Genomic DNA, 17,111 nt, shown 5'->3' with positions numbered 1-17,111 from the left:
GTTCACCTTTGATTAAGAAAGTGCGCCGCGCGCCCTGTTTACGTCTGAAAATCGCGGGAATGTATGCCGCGCTGTGCACAGCCTGTGCACACATCGTGCATGGCCTGTGACAGGGCTCAAAGCCCTTGTGCACAGGCGTTAACGCATCCGCCGCACCGCTCGCAGGATGCCGCTCCCCGTGCCGTTGCGCGTACGGTCCACCGTCACGCAAACGACCCCTGGCAAAACCACCCCGGCGACATCGCCCCACCATGCGCATAAAACAGCCACAGGCGCTGACCGTCCTCCGTATCCGTCACCCAGTAATCCCGCGTGCCGCTGCGCCAGTTCGGATCGTCCAGCCACCACTCCGGCGCAATCCGCTCCGGCCCGATCGCCCGCATCCGCCGCAGGTCGCGCCCGCGCCAGCGGAACGTCTCGGGCAGGCGCGGCGTGGCAGGGGCGTGCACCGGCTCGGGATGCCACATCAGCATGGGCCGCGGGTTGGTGGGCGCAGGCCATGGACCGTCATGCGGCGCGGACCACGCAGCAGCCAGCATCTTGTGGGACTTTTCCGGGATATGCGTGTCCGCCGGATGATAGCGCCGGATCGCATCCAGCCCCACACGCGCGCCCAGCCGTCCCATCAGATCATCCAGCGCATTGGCCCCCGCCAGCCGCTTGCGCACCGCCTCGCCCGCCTGCATGTGACCCACGGCCTGCACATCGTGCACCGGCTCTGCCTGTGTGGCCACGATCCGCATCATGTCGATGCCAAAGCCTGCGTCGATCTCCTCGATCTTCATCTCCAGAAGGGGGCGGATGCGGTGCGGATCAAAGCTGGGCCGGGCCAGCCCCACCTCCACCGCTTCGACCTCATGATCACTGCGATACGCCTCAAGCCGCACCCGGCGTGCGCCTTTTCCCTTGTCTTCCAACGCCTTGCACAGGCGCGGCAGGATACGGTCAATCGCTGCCATCACGTCTTCGGCCAACCCAATGGGATCCGGCAGCGTCATGCGCACCGCGAAATGGTCGGGCGGCTTGGCCGGGGATACCGGCTCGGGCGCGCTGCCCATCGCCTGATCCATCCGCATCACCAACCCCCGCCCGAACCGGCGCGCCAGCGACGCCCGCGGCTGGCCTAGCAGGTCGCCAACCCGGCGCAGGCCCAGCCGGCCCAGCTGCGCCGTCATCTCCGGCTCCAACCGCAAGGCCGCAATGGGCAGCGGGCTGAGTGCGCCGTATGTCTGGCCGGGGGGTGCGATGCGCGTGACGTCTCCGGCTTGCGTCTGCACCGCAGGGGCAGCGCCCCCCTTGGTCCAGTGACGGCGCTTGCCCGCCCGCGACCGTGTCGCGCGCGCCTCCTGATCGATGGCGTCGCCGGTGCGGTCCGACGCCGCCGCCCGGCCCGCGAACCGCGCCAATGCCCAGGCCGCCCCCCGCGTGTCCGCAAGTCCCAGCGCCACGCTCAATCCAAGGTCCGTGCAATCGTCCTCTACCACCTGCATCACCTGCGCCTCACCACCGTAAAGATGCGCACAGCCCGTCAGATCCACGACCAGCGCATCCCCCTCCTCCGGGGCAACCCATGGTGAAAACTTGCCCGCCCAGCGCTGGAGCGCCTCCAGAAACCGCTGCTCGGCGGGGGCGGCCTGCGCATATGTCATCAAGCCGGGGCACATCGCATGTGCGTCCCGCGCCGGTTGCCCGACCTGCACCCCCGTCTTTTGCGCAACACCGTTCAGGGATGTGATAACCTGCATGTTCTGCCGCTCACCCACCACGGCAACGGGCTGATCCGCAAGCATCGGCTGCCGCCGGATCAGGCGTTCGGCCCCCAGCCGGGGAAACCAGATGGACAGAATACGACGGTCAGACATAAATGTTCGCTATTTGTTCTGTTCGCGAAATTAGAGCGAGTCGCCGCCCAAGTCGAGTCAGAGCACAGCGAAATCAGGTGCCGTAGCGCGCCATGAACGTCTCGACCGCGCCATCGACCACCCGGTCGATATCCGCCTGCGACACGTCCGTGATCACCCCGAACATCAGGCGCGGCCAGATGTCGGCCTTGCACAGTTCGCCAAACTGATCCGTGGCCAGCGTGATGTCCTCAATGGCCAGTTCACCGCGCGCGATTGCGCCCTCGAAATAGGCCCCCATCTCGGTCCGCATCCGCTGCGGCCCCGATTGGTAGAACGCCCGCCCGATCTCCGGAAACCGGTCCGATTCCGCGACACAGATGCGAAAGATCTGCTGCCCGAATTTCGACGTCAGGAACCGCACGAAATGCCGACCGGCCTGCGCCAGAACCTCGCGCGGCGGACCACACATGTCGATGATGTCCAGCGCCGCCTGGCTTTGCCGGTCGCATTCCTGCGTGGCCACTTCGACGAACAACAACCGCTTGTCCGGGAAATAGCTGTAGAGCGTCGCCTTGCTGACCCCGGCGGCCTTGGCAATGTCGTCCACGCTCGCCCCTTCGAACCCGTCGGCCATGAAAACCGCCCGGGCGCCTTCCAGCACCTGGTCGAATTTGCGGCCCTTGCGGACAATGGGGGTGGCGTCGTTCATGCAGGCTCCCGTCCCTAGACTTGGCAACATAAACCGTTCCGTTCAGTTACAACAGGAAAAACGCCCGCAAAATATGCAGATGGCGCCGCATGGACGCCCCGCAGCAGAAAGGCTAAGTCTGTTTCATGCTGCCGATCCTATTCAAAACCTTGCCCTTTTTCGTACTGATCGGCTTGGGATACGGTGCCGGGCGCACCCGTTTCTTTTCGCAGGACGCGACGGCAGCCCTCACCAAATTCGTATTCTATTTCGCCCTGCCCGCAATGCTGTTCCGCTTTGCCGCGACACTCGATTTCGCACAGATCTGGGACGCGCGGCTTGCTGGCGCGTATCTGACCGGGACGCTCGCGGTCTACCTGCTGGCCACGGCGGTCGGCTGGCTGCGCCGCCTCGACGTGCCCACCAACGCGGTGGAGGCACAGTGTACGGTGATCGGCAATGTGGGCTTTCTGGGCCTGCCCATGCTCGCTGTCCTGCTGGGCGAGGCCGCCGTGGCGCCGATGATCCTGATCCTGTCGATTGACCTGATCGTCTTCTCCAGCCTGATCGTCATCCTCATCACCGGCAGCCGCGATGGCCGCATGTCGCTGGGCATCCTGCGCACCATCGGCACGGGTCTGATCAAGAACCCGATGATTGTCGCCATTTCCAGCGGCCTCATCTGGTCCGCCCTGGGCCTGCCCATCCCCGAACCGGTCAACGATTTCCTGCTGATCCTCGGCGCCGCCGCCACCCCCGGCGCCCTCTTCGCCATCGGCGCCTCCCTCGCCTCCAAAAGCGCGGAACGCATCGAGATCGCAGGCTGGCTCAGCTTTGCCAAACTCATCCTCCACCCCGCCGCTGTCGCCCTCACCGCACTCCTGTTCTTCCCCGTCTCCCCCTTCACCTTCGCGGTCCTCATCGCCTGCGCCGCCATGCCTGTCGCGGGCAATGTCTACATCCTCGCCCAGCACTACGGCGTCGCCCCGCAACGCGTCTCCGCCTCCATCCTGCTCTCCACCATCATCAGCGTGATCACCCTCACCGCGGTCATAGGCTGGGTCAGCCCCTAAGCTTCATCTCGCCAAATAAACTCCCGCCGGAGGCTCCCGCCGCTTGCCCCACGCGCCCGCGCCCGATAGCGAAGAGGCAAACGGAGGAAACCCATGCAAACACAATCCGAAAACGCCTGTTTCGGCGGCACCCAAGGCGTCTACACGCATCCCTCGACATCCTGTGGCTGCGACATGACCTTCGGCCTGTTCCTCCCGCAAGAGGCGCAGGACGGCCCCGTCCCGCTGCTCTGGTATCTCTCGGGCCTGACCTGCACCCATGAAAACGCCATGACCAAGGCGGGCGCGCAGGCCTGGGCCGCCGAACAGGGCATCGCCCTGGTCTTCCCCGACACCTCCCCCCGCGGCGATGACGTGGCGGACGACGATGCCTATGATCTGGGCAAAGGCGCCGGGTTCTATGTCAACGCCACCGAAAAACCCTGGGCGCCACATTACCGCATGTGGGACTACGTGACCGACGAACTGCCCGCCCTTCTGGCAGACGGATTCGCGCTCGACATGGACCGGCAGGGCATCACGGGTCACTCCATGGGCGGGCACGGCGCGCTCACCATCGCGATGGCCCATCCCGACCGGTTCCGCTCCGTGTCGGCCTTCGCGCCTATCGCCAACCCCTCGGCCAGCGACTGGGGCCGCAAACAGCTCACCGCCTATCTCGGCACGAACGAAGACCTGTGGTCCCCGCATGATGCCACCCGCTGCATGCGCGACACGGGGTTCGACGGCCCCATGCTCATCGACACGGGCACACATGACCAGTTCCTTGACCTCCTGAAACCCGAGGCCCTCGCCGAAGCTGCCGCCGCGCGCCGCCAGCAGATGACCTTCCGCATGCAGCCCGGTTACGATCACAGCTACTTCTTCGTGAGCACGTTCATGGAGGATCATGTGAACTTCCACGCCGAGGCGCTTTGGGCGTGACCACGCTCTATATCGACGCGGACGCCTGCCCGGTGAAGGCCGAAGCCGAGCGGGTCGCCACCCGCCACAAGGTCCCTATGAAGGTCGTGTCGAACGGCGGGCTGCGCCCCTCGCAAAACCCGCTGGTCGAAACCGTGATCGTGCCCGAAGGACCAGACATCGCCGACATGTGGATCGCGGACCGCGCGGGTGCAGGCGACGTGGTCGTCACCGGTGACATCCCGCTGGCCGCCAAATGCGTCGAGGCCGGCGCACGCGTGCTCAAACACAATGGCGAAGCGCTCACGCAGGCCAATATCGGCAACGTGCTGGCCACCCGCGACCTGATGAGCGACCTGCGCGCCGCAGACCCGTTTCGTCAGGGCGGCGGCAAAGGGTTTACCAAGGCCGACAGATCGCGTTTTCTGGACGCGCTGGAACGGGAATTGAGGGCAGCCAAACGATGACCATCAAAGCAGTGGTGTTCGACATCGGCAACGTGTTGATCGAATGGCAGCCCGAACGCTTCTATGACAGCGTGATTGGCGAGGAGCGCCGCCGCGCAATGTTCGACGCCGTCGATCTGCACGGGATGAACGAACGTGTGGACCTCGGCCATCCGTTCACCGAAACCATCTATGCCACGGCCGAAAAATACCCCGATTGGCGCGATGAAATCCGCATGTGGCACGACCGCTGGATCGAAATGGCCGCGCCCGTGATCGACCATTCGGTGCGCCTGATGAATGCCCTGCAGGCCAAGGGCATGCCTGTGTTTTCACTGACCAATTTCGGCGTTGGCAGCTATGACTATGCCGCCACGCATTACGACTTTCTGCGCCAGTTCGACCGCGATTTCATCTCCGGCCATATGCAGGTCACCAAGCCAAGCGCCCGCATCTACGAAATGCTCGAAGAGGCCACGGGCCTGAGCGGGGACGCGTTGATCTTTGCCGACGACCGCGCCGACAATATCGCCGCCGCACACGCGCGCGGGTGGCACACGCATCTCTTCGAGGGACCGCAGGGCTGGGCCGACCGCCTTGTGGCCGAAGGGCTGCTCAGCCCCGATGAGGCCGCATGAACGTCCCCGTCATCCCCTTTGCCGAAGGTGAGGCCGTGCTTGACTGGATCGGCCTCACGGACGCGCTGGCTGCCGGGCATGACCTGCCGCGCGCAGAGATTGGCGATACGTTCCTCTACCGTGATCCCGACACGCTGCTGAGCCGCGCGGCATGGATTGACGGGCTGGGCATGGCGGTGAAAACCGCCACCGTCTTTCCGGGCAATCCGGGCGCGGGCAGGCCCATGATCAACGGCGGCGTGAACCTTTATGACGACGCGGACGGCACGCTGGCCGCCATCATCGACTTCCACCTCGTGACCAAATGGAAGACCGCAGGCGACAGCCTGATGGCCGCGCGCCGCCTTGCCCGGCCGGACTGCGAACGCATCCTGATCGTGGGCGCGGGCACCGTGGGGGGCAGCCTGCGTGCCGCCTATGCCGCCGCCTTCCCGCATGCGAAATTCACGGTCTGGAACCGGACGCTGGCCAAGGCCGAGGCCTTTGCCGCCACCCATGACACCGACGTGGCCACCGATCTGGAAACCGCCATCGCTCAGGCGGACATTGTCACCTCCGCCACCATGTCCACCGACCCGCTGATCAAGGGGGCATGGCTGCGCCCCGGTCAGCACGTGGACCTGATCGGCGCATACCGCCCCGACATGCGTGAGGCCGACGATGACGCCCTGCGCCGTGCGCGCATCTTTGTTGACAGTTTCGACACCACTGTGGGCCATATAGGCGAGGTCAAAATTCCGCTGGAGACTGGCGCAATCGCTCGCGAACACCTTATTGCCGACTACTACACCCTCGATGCCTTCACCCGGCAGCCCGAGGATATCACCCTGTTCAAGAACGGGGGCGGCGCGCATCTGGACCTGATGACCTGCCGCTACATCCTGGACCGGTGGCAGGCGCAATGATCTGGATTGTCGTCATCCTGCTCGGGCTGATCGCGGTCCCGCTCACGGTTGAGGCAATGCGCACGCCGATGTCCGAGGACCGCCAGAAGGCGGGACCGGGCAAGCTTGCCCTGCTGTCCCAAGGGACCACGCATTACGAATGGATGGGACCGGAACGCGGACCGGTTGCCGTCTGTGTCCATGGCCTGACCACGCCGTCCTTCGTCTGGCGGGGCATGGCGCGGGGTCTTGCGCTGATGGGGTTTCGGGTTCTGGTCTATGACCTTTACGGGCGCGGGTATTCCGAAACGGTGCTGGGGCGTCAGGACGCGGCGTTCTTTGTCACGCAATACAATGACCTGCTGATGCATGAGAACGTGACTGACCCGGTAACGTTGCTTGGCTATTCCATGGGGGGCGCCATCGCCGCCCACATCGCCGCCAGCCAACCGCAACGGATCAAGCAGCTGGTCCTGCTTGCCCCGGCGGGGATGCAGGAACTGGCAACCGGAAAGCTCAAGGCAACCCGCGATCTGCCCGTGATCGGCGATTGGCTGTTTCTGGCCGTTTACCCGTTCCTGTTGCGCAAGGGGATCAAGGCCGAGGAAAACATGCCCGGTTCTGTCGAGAATATCGCAGACCTGCAACGCGCCGAAACCGACCGGCGCGGGTACTTTCCCGCTGTGTTATCGAGCCTGCGTGGCGTGCTGCGCCACCCGGCCGAGGCCGAACATCGTGCAATCGCTGCGGCGGGTATCCCAACGCTGGCCGTCTGGGGCGCGCAGGACGACGTGATCGCGCTGTCATGCAAGGACGTGCTCGGCCAATGGAACCCGGGCGCCCTGCAATCGGTGATCGACGATGCGGGCCACGGCCTGACCTATACCCATACCGACCAGGTGCTGGAGGCGATCCGCGCCTCCCGTGGTTAGGCCGGGGCCGCCTGACCAAGGGGGCGTTCGCGGATCGGCAGGTGCACCACCGCGCTGAACGCGCCCACGGCAACGCCGATCCACCACACCTGTTCGTACGAGCCATAAAGGTCGTACATCCGCCCGCCCAGCCACACGCCCAGGAACGACCCCAACTGGTGGCTGAAAAACACGATGCCATAGAGCGTGCCCATGTAGCGCAGCCCATAGATATGCGCGACCAACCCGCTGGTCAGCGGCACCGTGGCCAGCCACAGCGACCCCATCGTGATCGAAAAGATGATCACCGTCGCAGGCGTCATGGGAAAGATGATGAACAACCCCGCCACCAGCGTTCGCGCGGTATAGATGCCTGCCAGCAGGTACTTCTTCGAATACCGCTTGCCCGCCCACCCCGCGGCCAGCGTGCCCGCGATATTGGCCAGCCCAATGAGCGATATCGCCCATGCGCCCAAGGCCGAAGTGGTCGTGATCCCGAGGTTGTGCAGCATGCTGCCCGGCACAATCGGCCCACACACTTCGGTCACAAAGGCCGGGAAATGCGCGGTGACAAAGGCCAGTTGATAGCCGCAGGAAAAGAACCCCAGAAAGATCAGCGTATAGGACGGGTCCTTGAACGCCTTCACGAGGATCTGGCCCATGCTCTCCTCCAGTTCTGCCTTGGACGCCATCGCGGGTGCGCGCATCAGGGGCAGCGTGAGGATCAGCGCAAGGATCACAGCGGCAAAAATGATGAACACATTCTGCCAGCTCATCATGGTCAGCATCCATTCCGCCACAGGCGCGCCAAAGACCTGACCGGCAGAGCCCGCCGCCGTCGCAATCGCAAGGCTCATGGAGCGGTTTTCGTCCGAGGACGCGCGCCCGACGACGGCAAGGATCACACCGAACCCCGTGCCCGCCACGCCAAAGCCCACAAGCCAGGCGTACATCTGATGTTCCAGCGGCGTCACCGAATACGCGGACAGCACCATGCCCGCAGAATAGGTTATGGCCCCGATGATGATCGCCTTGCGATCCCCGATTTTCTCCGCAATCGCGCCAAAGATCGGTTGGCCGATGCCCCATGCAAGGTTCTGGATCGCAATGGCCAGCGAAAACTCCGTGCGCAGCCAATCGAACTCTTCCGCGATCGGGATCTGGAACACGCCAAACGACGCGCGCACCGCGAAACTGATCATGATGATGAACGATCCCACGATCAGAACCGGGGTCATGAGCGATGCGCGTGCCTGCATGGGACGTCTCCGTATGAACGCGCCGACATTACGGGCTGCACCGTCCCGGTCAAATCAGCATTTATGCGCGCCACCGCACAATTGTTGATGCGGCTTTGCAAGGGGGCACGGGCGCGGTAGGACTGACGCGCTCATGACTGATTTGATCACCGAATATCAAACGCTTGTCGCCGCAGGCACCTTGCAGGCGGACCCGGCACAGGAAGCCGTCCTGCCGGAGTTCGAACGCATCCGCGCGGCCCTTGCCGAACCGGTGAAACGCGGGTTCTTTCGCAAGGCGCCGGAGCCGCCCATGGGTCTCTACCTTTGGGGCGGGGTTGGGCGCGGGAAATCCATGCTCATGGATTTTTTTGTCTCGCATCTGGAGGTGCCAGCGCGCCGCGTGCACTTTCACGCGTTCATGCAGGAAATCCACGCCGCAATGCATATCGCGCGCCAGACCGGCGTCGACGATGCCATCGCACCGGTCGCCGCCGATGTGGCCGCATCCGTGCGTCTGCTTGCCTTTGACGAAATGCAGATCACCGATATCACGGATGCGATGATCGTGGGCCGTCTGTTTGAGGCGCTCTTTGCCGCCGGGGTGGTCGTGGTGACCACATCGAACCGGGTGCCGGATGATCTCTACAAAGACGGGCTGAACCGCCAGTTGTTTGTGCCGTTCATCGAGCTACTCAAGGAAAAAATGGTTGTGTGGGAGCTTGCCTCGCCCACCGACTATCGTCAGGACCGGCTGGCCGGGTCGCCCACCTTTTTTACGCCTCTGGGTGCCACGGCGCGGCAGCAGATGGACGCCATCTGGTCCGATCTGGCCGGAGGGTCGGATGCACCACTGGATCTGGTGATCAAGGGGCGTACCGTCACCCTGCCGCGGTTCCGCAACGGGGTCGGGCGCGCCAGCTTCTTTGATCTCTGCGCCAAGGCGTTGGGACCCGCCGACTACCTTGCGATTGCGGACACCTGCAAGGTGCTGATGATTGACGACATTCCGTGCCTCAGCCGCAGCAACTTCAACGAGGCAAAGCGGTTCGTCACCCTGATCGACGCACTCTATGAGGCGCAGGTGCGTCTGATTTGCTCCGCTGCGGCATCGCCCGAAATGCTGTATCTCGAGGGCGAAGGGACATTTGAATTCGAACGCACCGCCTCGCGATTGCGCGAAATGCAGAGCGCGGGCTGGGGCGCATAGAGCGAAAGACAAACAGCCGGCAACATCATGTATCCCGTATCCCGTTGGAATCTGTGATTTCAAAGGGTCACGCAATTCAGGTTTTTTGTATTTCTGCCTTAGCCGCGCGCGCCGCGCACCATCGCATCGAGCAGGATGCCCGTATCCATGCGCCCCGTGGGCAGGATCAGGGCAAAGGGCGGCGTGAATTCACCCCGTGCCGCGGCGGTGTTTAGCAACGCGTCGATATACGCGTCGGATTTCTGATTGGACAGCGCACCGACAAGAAGCGCGTGCAGGCGGTCACCCTCCTGCACCGCATATCCAAATCCGCTCAGCACATTGCGGGCCAACCGCGGCAGGTCGCTCGGACCGGACGCGCCTTCGGTCGACAACTGCCGCAGAACGTCACTGGCCTGGGTTGACCGGACCGCCTCGCGCAATTCCAGCAGGGACGCGTCCGCGCGGCTGACCTGTTGCACGACAGGGTCCGGTTGCGGCGGGGCGGGGGTCGGGGCCGGTGCGACAATTGCCGCCACAACCGGCTCGGCGACCACAGGTGCGGGCGCTGCAACTGGCTGGGGCGCGGGTGCAATCTCTGCGGTTATCGTGGGTGCGGGTTGTGGTCTGGGCTGCATCGCGACCAGCACGATGGTCACCATCAGGAACCCCATCACAACCAATAGAACCGTAATCTTCGCCGATGAATTGGCGGCCATCTTGCCGAACCTGCTGGCCGACGATTGCCGCTGTCCCGGCGCATTATCATCGCGCCACACCATACTGCGTCCCCCAAAACCCCGAGCCATTATTGTGACCCATCGGTATAATGACGCTAAATATAGCCCAGACAGGTGCGTTTGGTCAACATAATGTGAGGGATCGGCTTAACTGTGGTCCCGAAGCACACGCCCCGCAAGATACAGCGATCCACAGATCAGGACCCGCGCCTGCGGCGTCTCGGCCAGTATCGCATGCAGCGCGGCGGACACATCCTCGGCCTGAAATGCGATCAACCCGACATCAGACGCCGCCGTTGCGGTGTCCGCAGCGCTCAGGGTATTCGCCTCGCCCGGGATCGGCACGGCATGCAGGGACGTGGCCACATCCGCCAATGGGGCCAGATATCCACGCACATCCTTGGTGTTGAGCATGCCGCAGATCATATGTGTGGGCCGTTCAGGCAACGTGCGCAAAACACTGGCCAAGGCGGCACCGGCCGCCGGGTTGTGCCCGCCATCCAGCCACAATTCCGCCCCCGACGCGGCCGCCATATCGACAAGCGGCCCCTGCTTCAGCCGTTGCATCCGTGCGGGCCAATGCGCCTGGGTGACGGCCGCAAGACACGCCGCTTCGTCACAACCCAGATGCCGCAAGGCCGCGATGGCCGCGCCCGCATTCTGGATCTGGTGATCGCCGGGCAGGCTGGGCCGCGGCAGGTCGAGCAATCCGGTCTCGTCCTGAAACACCATTCCGTCGCGTTCGGGTGCGGCATGCCAATGCTGGCCATAGGCCAACACAGGCGCGCCAAGCGCCGCAGCACGCGCCTCGATCACGTCCAGCCCGGCCTCATCCTGAGGTCCAATGATGCAGGGTACACCGCGTTTGATAATGCCCGCCTTCTCCCCCGCAATCGCGCCCAACGTGTCGCCCAAGAACGCTTCGTGATCCATCGACACCGGTGTGATAATGGTCAGCGCGGGCGCATCAACCACGTTGGTTGCATCCAGCCGCCCCCCCAGCCCCACCTCGAGCAGCGTGTAGTCCGCAGGTGTGCGCGCAAAGGCAAGGATGGCGGCGCAGGTCGTGATCTCGAAATACGTGATGTCGGCATCGCCATTCGCCACATAGCATTCGTCGAGCAACGCGGTCAGCGCGTCCTCGGAAATCAGATCGCCCGCCAGGCGGATCCGTTCGTGAAACCGCGCCAGATGCGGAGAGGTATAGGCGTGCACCCGGTGCCCGGCGGCCTCAAGACCTGCGCGGATCATCGCCTGGGTCGAGCCTTTGCCATTGGTGCCCGCAATGTGGATCACAGGCGGCAGATCGTTCTGCGGATTGCCCAAACGATCCAGCAACCGCCACACACGGTCCAGCGTCAGGTCGATCACCTTTGGGTGCAGCGCCATCATCCGGGCGAGGATGGCGTCCGAACCTGTCCCGCTCATGCGGGGGTGGTGCCTTGATCGTCCGGGGTGTCACCGGGCGCGCCCACCGGATCAGGCGCGGGCAGGTCGCCTTTGACCGCGGGCGGCAGACCAAGAAGCATCCGGGTGATGGTAATCAGCTCGTCGCGCATCTGCGTGCGCGGTGTCACGCGGTCCAGCATCCCGTGATCCAGCAGGTATTCCGCCCGCTGGAACCCTTCGGGCAGCTTTTCGCGGATCGTCTGTTCGATCACGCGCGGCCCGGCAAAACAGATCAGCGCGTTGGGCTCTGCGATATGCACGTCGCCAAGCATCGCGTAACTCGCAGTTACGCCGCCCGTGGTGGGATGCGTCAGAACCACGATGTAAGGCAGACCGGCCTCCTTGAGCATCTGCACCGCAACGGTTGTGCGCGGCATTTGCATCAGGCTCAGGATGCCCTCCTGCATCCGGGCGCCACCGGCGGCGGAAAACAGGATCAGCGGGCGCTTGAGCTTCACCGCTTCTTCGGCGGCGGCGATGATCGCGTTGCCGACATACATGCCCATCGACCCGGCCATAAAGGAAAAATCCTGGCAGGCCGCGACGATGGGGGTGCGGCCCATTTCGCCCTTGGCCACCAACATCGCCTCGTCTTCGCCGGTCGCCTTTTGCGCGGCTTTCATGCGGTCGGGATATTTTTTCTGATCGCGGAATTGCAGCGGATCGGCCAGCGGTGCGGGCACGTCCACCTCGGTGAAAATACCGCCGTCAAACAGGCTCTGGAACCGGTCGCGCGGCGTGATCCCCATGTGATGGCCACAGCTGGTGCAGACGTTCAGATTGTCCGACAGCTCGCGATGGAACAGCATCGTGCCGCATTCATCGCATTTGGTCCACAAATTGTCCGGAGTCTCGCGCCGCGAAAAGATCGAGTTGATCCGGGGCCGGACATAGTTGGTGATCCAGTTCATGTGTTCATCCGCTTATCGTCGCCTCGCCCAGATAATCGGGGCGGCGCACAATTGCAATCAACGGCGAATGGCAAGCCTTGCTGCGAGCCATGCCACCAGCATCCAGCCGAGGTCCACGGGCAACCATTCCGCCAGCGCCGCTTCATCCGCCATGCCAAAGGGCAAAAGGTAAAGCGCAAGGCCCGACATCTCATCCGGCGGACTGGTCAGCAGGATGGCCTGTACGTTGTTGAAAAAATGCACCGCGATGGCCGGGCCAAGCGTCCCTGCCCGCGCCGTCAGATCCGCGGTGACCAGTCCAAAGACACCAGCAAACACCGCGATGGTCATCGCATTTGATCCCGCGCTTTCGGGTACGTAATGCAGCGCGCCAAAGATGGCGGAGGGGATGAACATCCACAGGAACGGCGACGAAAACCGGGCGGCAATCTGCTGCTGAAGATAGCCGCGGAACAGGATTTCTTCACCGCTCACCTGCACCAGAACCGCCACAAGCCCTAGGGGCAACAGCACCAGCCACCGGCCCAGCGACATGTTCCGCTCGAGCGGCGCGCCATAGTCATAGGGCGGCAGGATCCACAGCGCCGCGATGACCACGACCAATACAACGGACACCGCCGTGAATTGGCGCAGGGCAAGACCCGGCGCACCAATCAGCGTCATCGGACCGCGCCCGTGCAGCACCACACAGACCAGACCGGCCGCCACGCCCAGCAATCCCAGCTGCAGCAGGAAGAACACCACCGCCCCGGCTGTGAGACCCAGCGGTCCATCCGATTGAATCTCACTGGCCAGATCGGGGCCGAGCATGTTCAGAATGGTGCCGAACACCATCTGGCTCAACGCGAGAAAGAACGCCGCCGCAAGTACGAGGCCAAACGGAATGCGCCATACCTGCGCTTTGGCGCGGGCGGGCGCGACAAATCGGTCATGCGCCGCATAGTTCAGCCGCCAGACGCTCATTGGTCGATCGGCGCTGGCGTTTCGTCTTGCGCGTCCTGCTCGTCCTGCGGGATTTCGACATTTGCCTGCCGCAGCAGCTCTGCCACGCCGTTGAGATGCCCCGACACGGTCTGCAACATGCTCAGCAGGACACTGGTGTCGTTTTCCAGAACGGATTTGAACTCGCGCGCGCCGATGCGCAGGAACGTCACATCCGTTTCCGCCGTCAGGTGCAGGTTGCGCGGATCATTGAGGATGATCGCAAGATCCCCGATCAGGCGCCCCGGCTCGACAGTCGTCACCACGCGTTCATTGCCGTCAGGCGTGTCAAAGGACAGCTCGGCCGTTCCCGAGACACACAGGTACGCGGCATCGGGTTTGTCCCCCATGGAAAAGACACGCTGACCCGCTTCCGCTGTGTACCACTGCGCCGCAAAGGCCAGCAGCCGTTGGTTGCGCAGGCTCAGGCCGGCAAACAATTCTGTCCGGGACAGCGCCCGGACCTTTCGGTTCAGGTCGTCGGCTTCTTCGTCGTCTTCGTGGATCTGCACCCCGTCGATGCGCCCGTCATCAATCTCGACAAACAGGTCATAGGCGTCCGGATCTTCAAACTGTTCCTCGAGAAAGATCAACGTGCTGTCGGGCAGCAGGTCATGCAGCGCGCTGCGCGTCCGCTCGCGCAGGTCGGACCCGTGGCTTGCCAATGCGCGGTCCAGCACCATGATATCGGGTCGCTTGATGCCCGCACGCGAAAACGCCGCGCGTTCGTGGAAGATCGTCGGCAGGCTCGTGCCGCCAATTCCCGTGGGCAGGTCAAAGATCGTCTCGGCCACGCGACGGCGCAGCCCCTTCTCTTTCATAAGGTCCGCCACGAGGTCCTCGATGACCTCCTGCTTGGCCCCTGCCAGCATCGAAATCCGACCGTAAAGCGCGTTTTCCAGAACGGTCAGCCTCGGCAGGTAATTGTCGGGCGAAATCGGCACAAACATCTCTTCGACCTGCGCGCGCAGGTTTGCGCCGTTCGTCTGGCGGATCTTGACGATCTCGGCCTTGAAGCTGTCGGGAAACGCCGGGCCGATCTGTTCGGCGGTAAAGGCAAAAGGCACCGTCAGCAGCAGTGCGAATTCTTCGTCCGTCAGGGCAATGTCGCCCTTTTCCCGACGCCGTTGCGCGATATCCACCAATTGCTCATAGAGCGCTTCGTCGATGTTGAGCGCGGTAAAAAGCGGGTGGCTCGTGCCGTCACTGCCGAATGTCTGGTGCAGCGTTTCGATCAATGTCTGTGAGATCGCGATGCCCTGTTCGGCAATGCCGTGTTCAAAGAGCAGGGCAAGGAACCCGGCCTGCGTTGCCAACCCCTGCTGGCTGATGTCCATACGCGGCGCGGCAAACAGAAGGTTGCCCCCAAGCGGCACGGCCGGGTTGAATTCGTCCGGGTCGAACCGATGCACGAGGTCATCGAGCTCATTTTCCACCAGCAGCTTTTCCACCTCCGGGCGCAATTCGACAATCGCGGTTGCGAGGCTGGGATACCTTTCGATGTCGATCCGGCTTTCCAGCATCCGGCGGAACATGAATTCGTCGATGCCCATGGCCTGCACCAGTTCGAACCACCACTTGCGCACCTCGTCTTCGGAACCCAGCCCCGCCAGCGCCGGATCGATCCAATCCGCGTCCAGCCGGTCTGCGCTGTTGCCCGAGCGGGCGGCCTCGTTCCCATAGCGGTCGCGCCCGCCCTTGTTCCACGGCACGGACCGCGGGCTTGTCATCAGCGGCATCATCAGGTTGCTGCCCAACGTGCCGTCAAACAGATAGGGCCGCGATTGCGCATAGCCGATGCGCGCGGACACAACCGCCTGATGCAACGTGCTGAGGTCATGGCCCGCCATCGTGATGGACCCGCGCGTCGGCAGCACCTCTCGGGTCAGCAATTCGGCCATCGTGGTGCGCTCTGTCTGGTTCTTGACCTGGATGGCCACGCGCGAACCCGCGGGAATGTTGAGCGATATGCCTTCCAGAACCGGCGTGTTATCCGCGTTTCGCACCGTGACGTTGTCCAGAACGATGTCCCCCAGGAGGTGAGGGATTTCGTCCGGCTGCCCATCAAAAAGCGTCTCATCCAGCATGTCGCGCGGGGCAAAGCGCTCTGTCACGATCTCCCACCGCAGCGCCATGTCCTGCGTCTGGTTGTAGTAGGTCAGCAGCTCTTTCCACGGGCTCGACAGGTCCTTGTAGGCCGCCAGCGCCGCCACCAGAGCCCCCACCGTAATGTCCCCGCGAATGGCGAGGATACCGCCAACGAGATAGAAGAAAAACGGTGTCAGCTGCGTGATGAAGTTGTTGAGGAACTTCATGAAGAACTTCTGCTGATAGATCTTGAACCGCAGCTCAAAGATATTGCTCAGCCGGTCGGTGAATTGCGCCAACCGGTAACGCAGCCCACCATTTGTACGCAGGTCTGAAATCCCCGCCGCACTTTCCCCGATTTCTGACGAGAACGCCCGCACCTGCTTGATCCGGTCCTTGTTCAGCAGGTTGATGCGCCGTTGCAGGATCGGGATGACATATGCCTGCAGCGGGATCAGCGCGATCCCCGCAAGGCCGAACCACACCGATTGCAGGAACAGAAAGATCACGATGATCAGCATCTGGCCCGCCTGAAACACCGGCTGGGCCACCATGTCGCCCATCAGCCCCCCCATGGGTTCCGCCTCGGAGGTCACCATGCTCACCAGCTCGCCCTGGCTGGTCGAGCGGAAGTAGTTGCGCGGGAACCGCAACATGCGGCTGATCAACTGAAAGCGGAACCGACGCAAAAGGCGCTCTGCCGTCACGCCCTTCATGGTGTTCAGCCGCATCTTGAGCAGGCCATGGGCGAGCACGGCCCCAAGATACCCGAAACACAAGGCCATCAGGAACTGGATCTGCGTCAGGTCATAGCCAAAGACGTCAACCGTCGACCCTGATGCGCCAATCGCGTCGTTGATGATGCGTTTGGGCATCTCCAGCGTGGCATAAAGGAAGGGGAACGTGACGATTGTCAGACCAAGCAGCATCAGCTGATCACGTTTGGAGTGCTTCCATATGAAAGCGAACAGGCTGGTGTCCATGGTATGTCCCGCTTGGCGCGGCGTGGAAAATGGACAAGGGCTTAGCCCCGGCGCCACGCCGTTGGAGAAATCTAGGCCTCGGGCGGATGCTTTACAACCGGCAGCGGTGCTTGCAGGGGCCGGGACCAAAAGCTATTGCACTTGG

15 protein-coding genes are annotated in these 17,111 nt (G+C 63.3%); 7 read left to right on the top strand and 8 right to left on the bottom strand.

Annotated features, from left to right (window positions below):
- Positions 1-203: 203 nt before the first annotated feature.
- The gene (locus ACERHN_RS11435) at positions 204-1,862 is read right to left on the bottom strand and encodes a Y-family DNA polymerase (protein WP_415919155.1); all 1,659 of its coding nucleotides are present in this window, start codon (positions 1,860-1,862) and stop codon (positions 204-206) included.
- Between the two features lie 73 nt (positions 1,863-1,935).
- Positions 1,936-2,553 (bottom strand): TetR/AcrR family transcriptional regulator, encoded by a 618-nt coding sequence (locus tag ACERHN_RS11430; protein ID WP_415919154.1) that lies wholly within the window; start codon positions 2,551-2,553, stop codon positions 1,936-1,938.
- A 125-nt stretch (positions 2,554-2,678) separates the two neighbouring features.
- Between ACERHN_RS11430 and ACERHN_RS11425 the strand changes: the two genes are divergently transcribed.
- The 6 genes from ACERHN_RS11425 (at position 2,679) to ACERHN_RS11400 (ending at position 7,408) form a co-directional block, all read left to right on the top strand.
- Complete coding sequence (locus tag ACERHN_RS11425) at positions 2,679-3,605, top strand: AEC family transporter (protein WP_415919153.1); 927 nt, start codon at positions 2,679-2,681, stop codon at positions 3,603-3,605.
- A gap of 93 nt (positions 3,606-3,698) precedes the next feature.
- Positions 3,699-4,529, top strand: a complete 831-nt coding sequence (fghA, locus tag ACERHN_RS11420) for an S-formylglutathione hydrolase (protein WP_415919152.1) — start codon at positions 3,699-3,701, stop codon at positions 4,527-4,529.
- Positions 4,526-4,975: a YaiI/YqxD family protein gene (locus ACERHN_RS11415; RefSeq protein WP_415919151.1), complete on the top strand. Its 450-nt coding sequence runs from the start codon at positions 4,526-4,528 to the stop codon at positions 4,973-4,975. The genes fghA and ACERHN_RS11415 overlap by 4 nt, the downstream gene beginning before the upstream one ends.
- A complete protein-coding gene (locus ACERHN_RS11410; RefSeq protein ID WP_415919150.1) occupies positions 4,972-5,592 on the top strand; it encodes an HAD family hydrolase in 621 nt (206 codons plus the stop codon). Before ACERHN_RS11415 ends, ACERHN_RS11410 begins: the two co-directional genes overlap by 4 nt.
- A complete protein-coding gene (locus ACERHN_RS11405) occupies positions 5,589-6,497 on the top strand; it encodes an ornithine cyclodeaminase family protein (RefSeq protein ID WP_415919149.1) in 909 nt (302 codons plus the stop codon). The genes ACERHN_RS11410 and ACERHN_RS11405 overlap by 4 nt, the downstream gene beginning before the upstream one ends.
- Entirely contained in the window at positions 6,494-7,408 is a 915-nt protein-coding gene (locus tag ACERHN_RS11400) for an alpha/beta fold hydrolase (protein ID WP_415919148.1), read from the top strand. Before ACERHN_RS11405 ends, ACERHN_RS11400 begins: the two co-directional genes overlap by 4 nt.
- Here the strand turns inward: ACERHN_RS11400 and ACERHN_RS11395 are convergent.
- Positions 7,405-8,646 carry an MFS transporter gene (locus ACERHN_RS11395; RefSeq protein WP_415919147.1) on the bottom strand — a complete coding sequence of 414 codons (1,242 nt, stop codon included), beginning with the start codon at positions 8,644-8,646 and terminating at the stop codon, positions 7,405-7,407. The two genes, ACERHN_RS11400 and ACERHN_RS11395, sit on opposite strands and share 4 nt — an antisense overlap.
- A 133-nt stretch (positions 8,647-8,779) precedes the next feature.
- Here ACERHN_RS11395 and zapE point away from each other — a divergent pair, with 133 nt between their 5' ends.
- On the top strand, positions 8,780-9,835 hold the full coding sequence (gene zapE, locus ACERHN_RS11390; protein WP_415919146.1) for a cell division protein ZapE: 1,056 nt from the start codon (positions 8,780-8,782) through the stop codon (positions 9,833-9,835).
- 98 nt (positions 9,836-9,933) lie between these two features.
- On the opposite strand, the gene ACERHN_RS11385 is transcribed toward zapE, so the two are convergent.
- The 5 genes from ACERHN_RS11385 to ACERHN_RS11365 all read right to left on the bottom strand — a co-directional run bounded on the left by ACERHN_RS11385 (position 9,934) and on the right by ACERHN_RS11365 (position 16,966).
- Positions 9,934-10,596: a hypothetical protein gene (locus ACERHN_RS11385; protein WP_415919145.1), complete on the bottom strand. Its 663-nt coding sequence runs from the start codon at positions 10,594-10,596 to the stop codon at positions 9,934-9,936.
- Positions 10,597-10,701: 105 nt separating this feature from the next.
- Positions 10,702-11,982: a bifunctional folylpolyglutamate synthase/dihydrofolate synthase gene (locus ACERHN_RS11380; RefSeq protein WP_415919144.1), complete on the bottom strand. Its 1,281-nt coding sequence runs from the start codon at positions 11,980-11,982 to the stop codon at positions 10,702-10,704.
- Entirely contained in the window at positions 11,979-12,914 is a 936-nt protein-coding gene (accD, locus tag ACERHN_RS11375) for an acetyl-CoA carboxylase, carboxyltransferase subunit beta (RefSeq protein WP_415919143.1), read from the bottom strand. The genes ACERHN_RS11380 and accD overlap by 4 nt, the downstream gene beginning before the upstream one ends.
- A 57-nt stretch (positions 12,915-12,971) precedes the next feature.
- Positions 12,972-13,877 (bottom strand): lysostaphin resistance A-like protein, encoded by a 906-nt coding sequence (locus ACERHN_RS11370; protein ID WP_415919142.1) that lies wholly within the window; start codon positions 13,875-13,877, stop codon positions 12,972-12,974.
- Entirely contained in the window at positions 13,874-16,966 is a 3,093-nt protein-coding gene (locus ACERHN_RS11365) for an ABC transporter transmembrane domain-containing protein (RefSeq protein WP_415919141.1), read from the bottom strand. Before ACERHN_RS11365 ends, ACERHN_RS11370 begins: the two co-directional genes overlap by 4 nt.
- Positions 16,967-17,111: the final 145 nt, after the last annotated feature.

The sequence above is a fragment of the Tateyamaria rhodophyticola genome (genome assembly GCF_047777875.1).
In the GTDB taxonomy this organism is placed as follows: Bacteria; Pseudomonadota; Alphaproteobacteria; order Rhodobacterales; family Rhodobacteraceae; genus Tateyamaria.
Note: the sequence above shows the minus strand (reverse complement) of the source record. Positions and strands in the feature narration are given on the sequence as shown.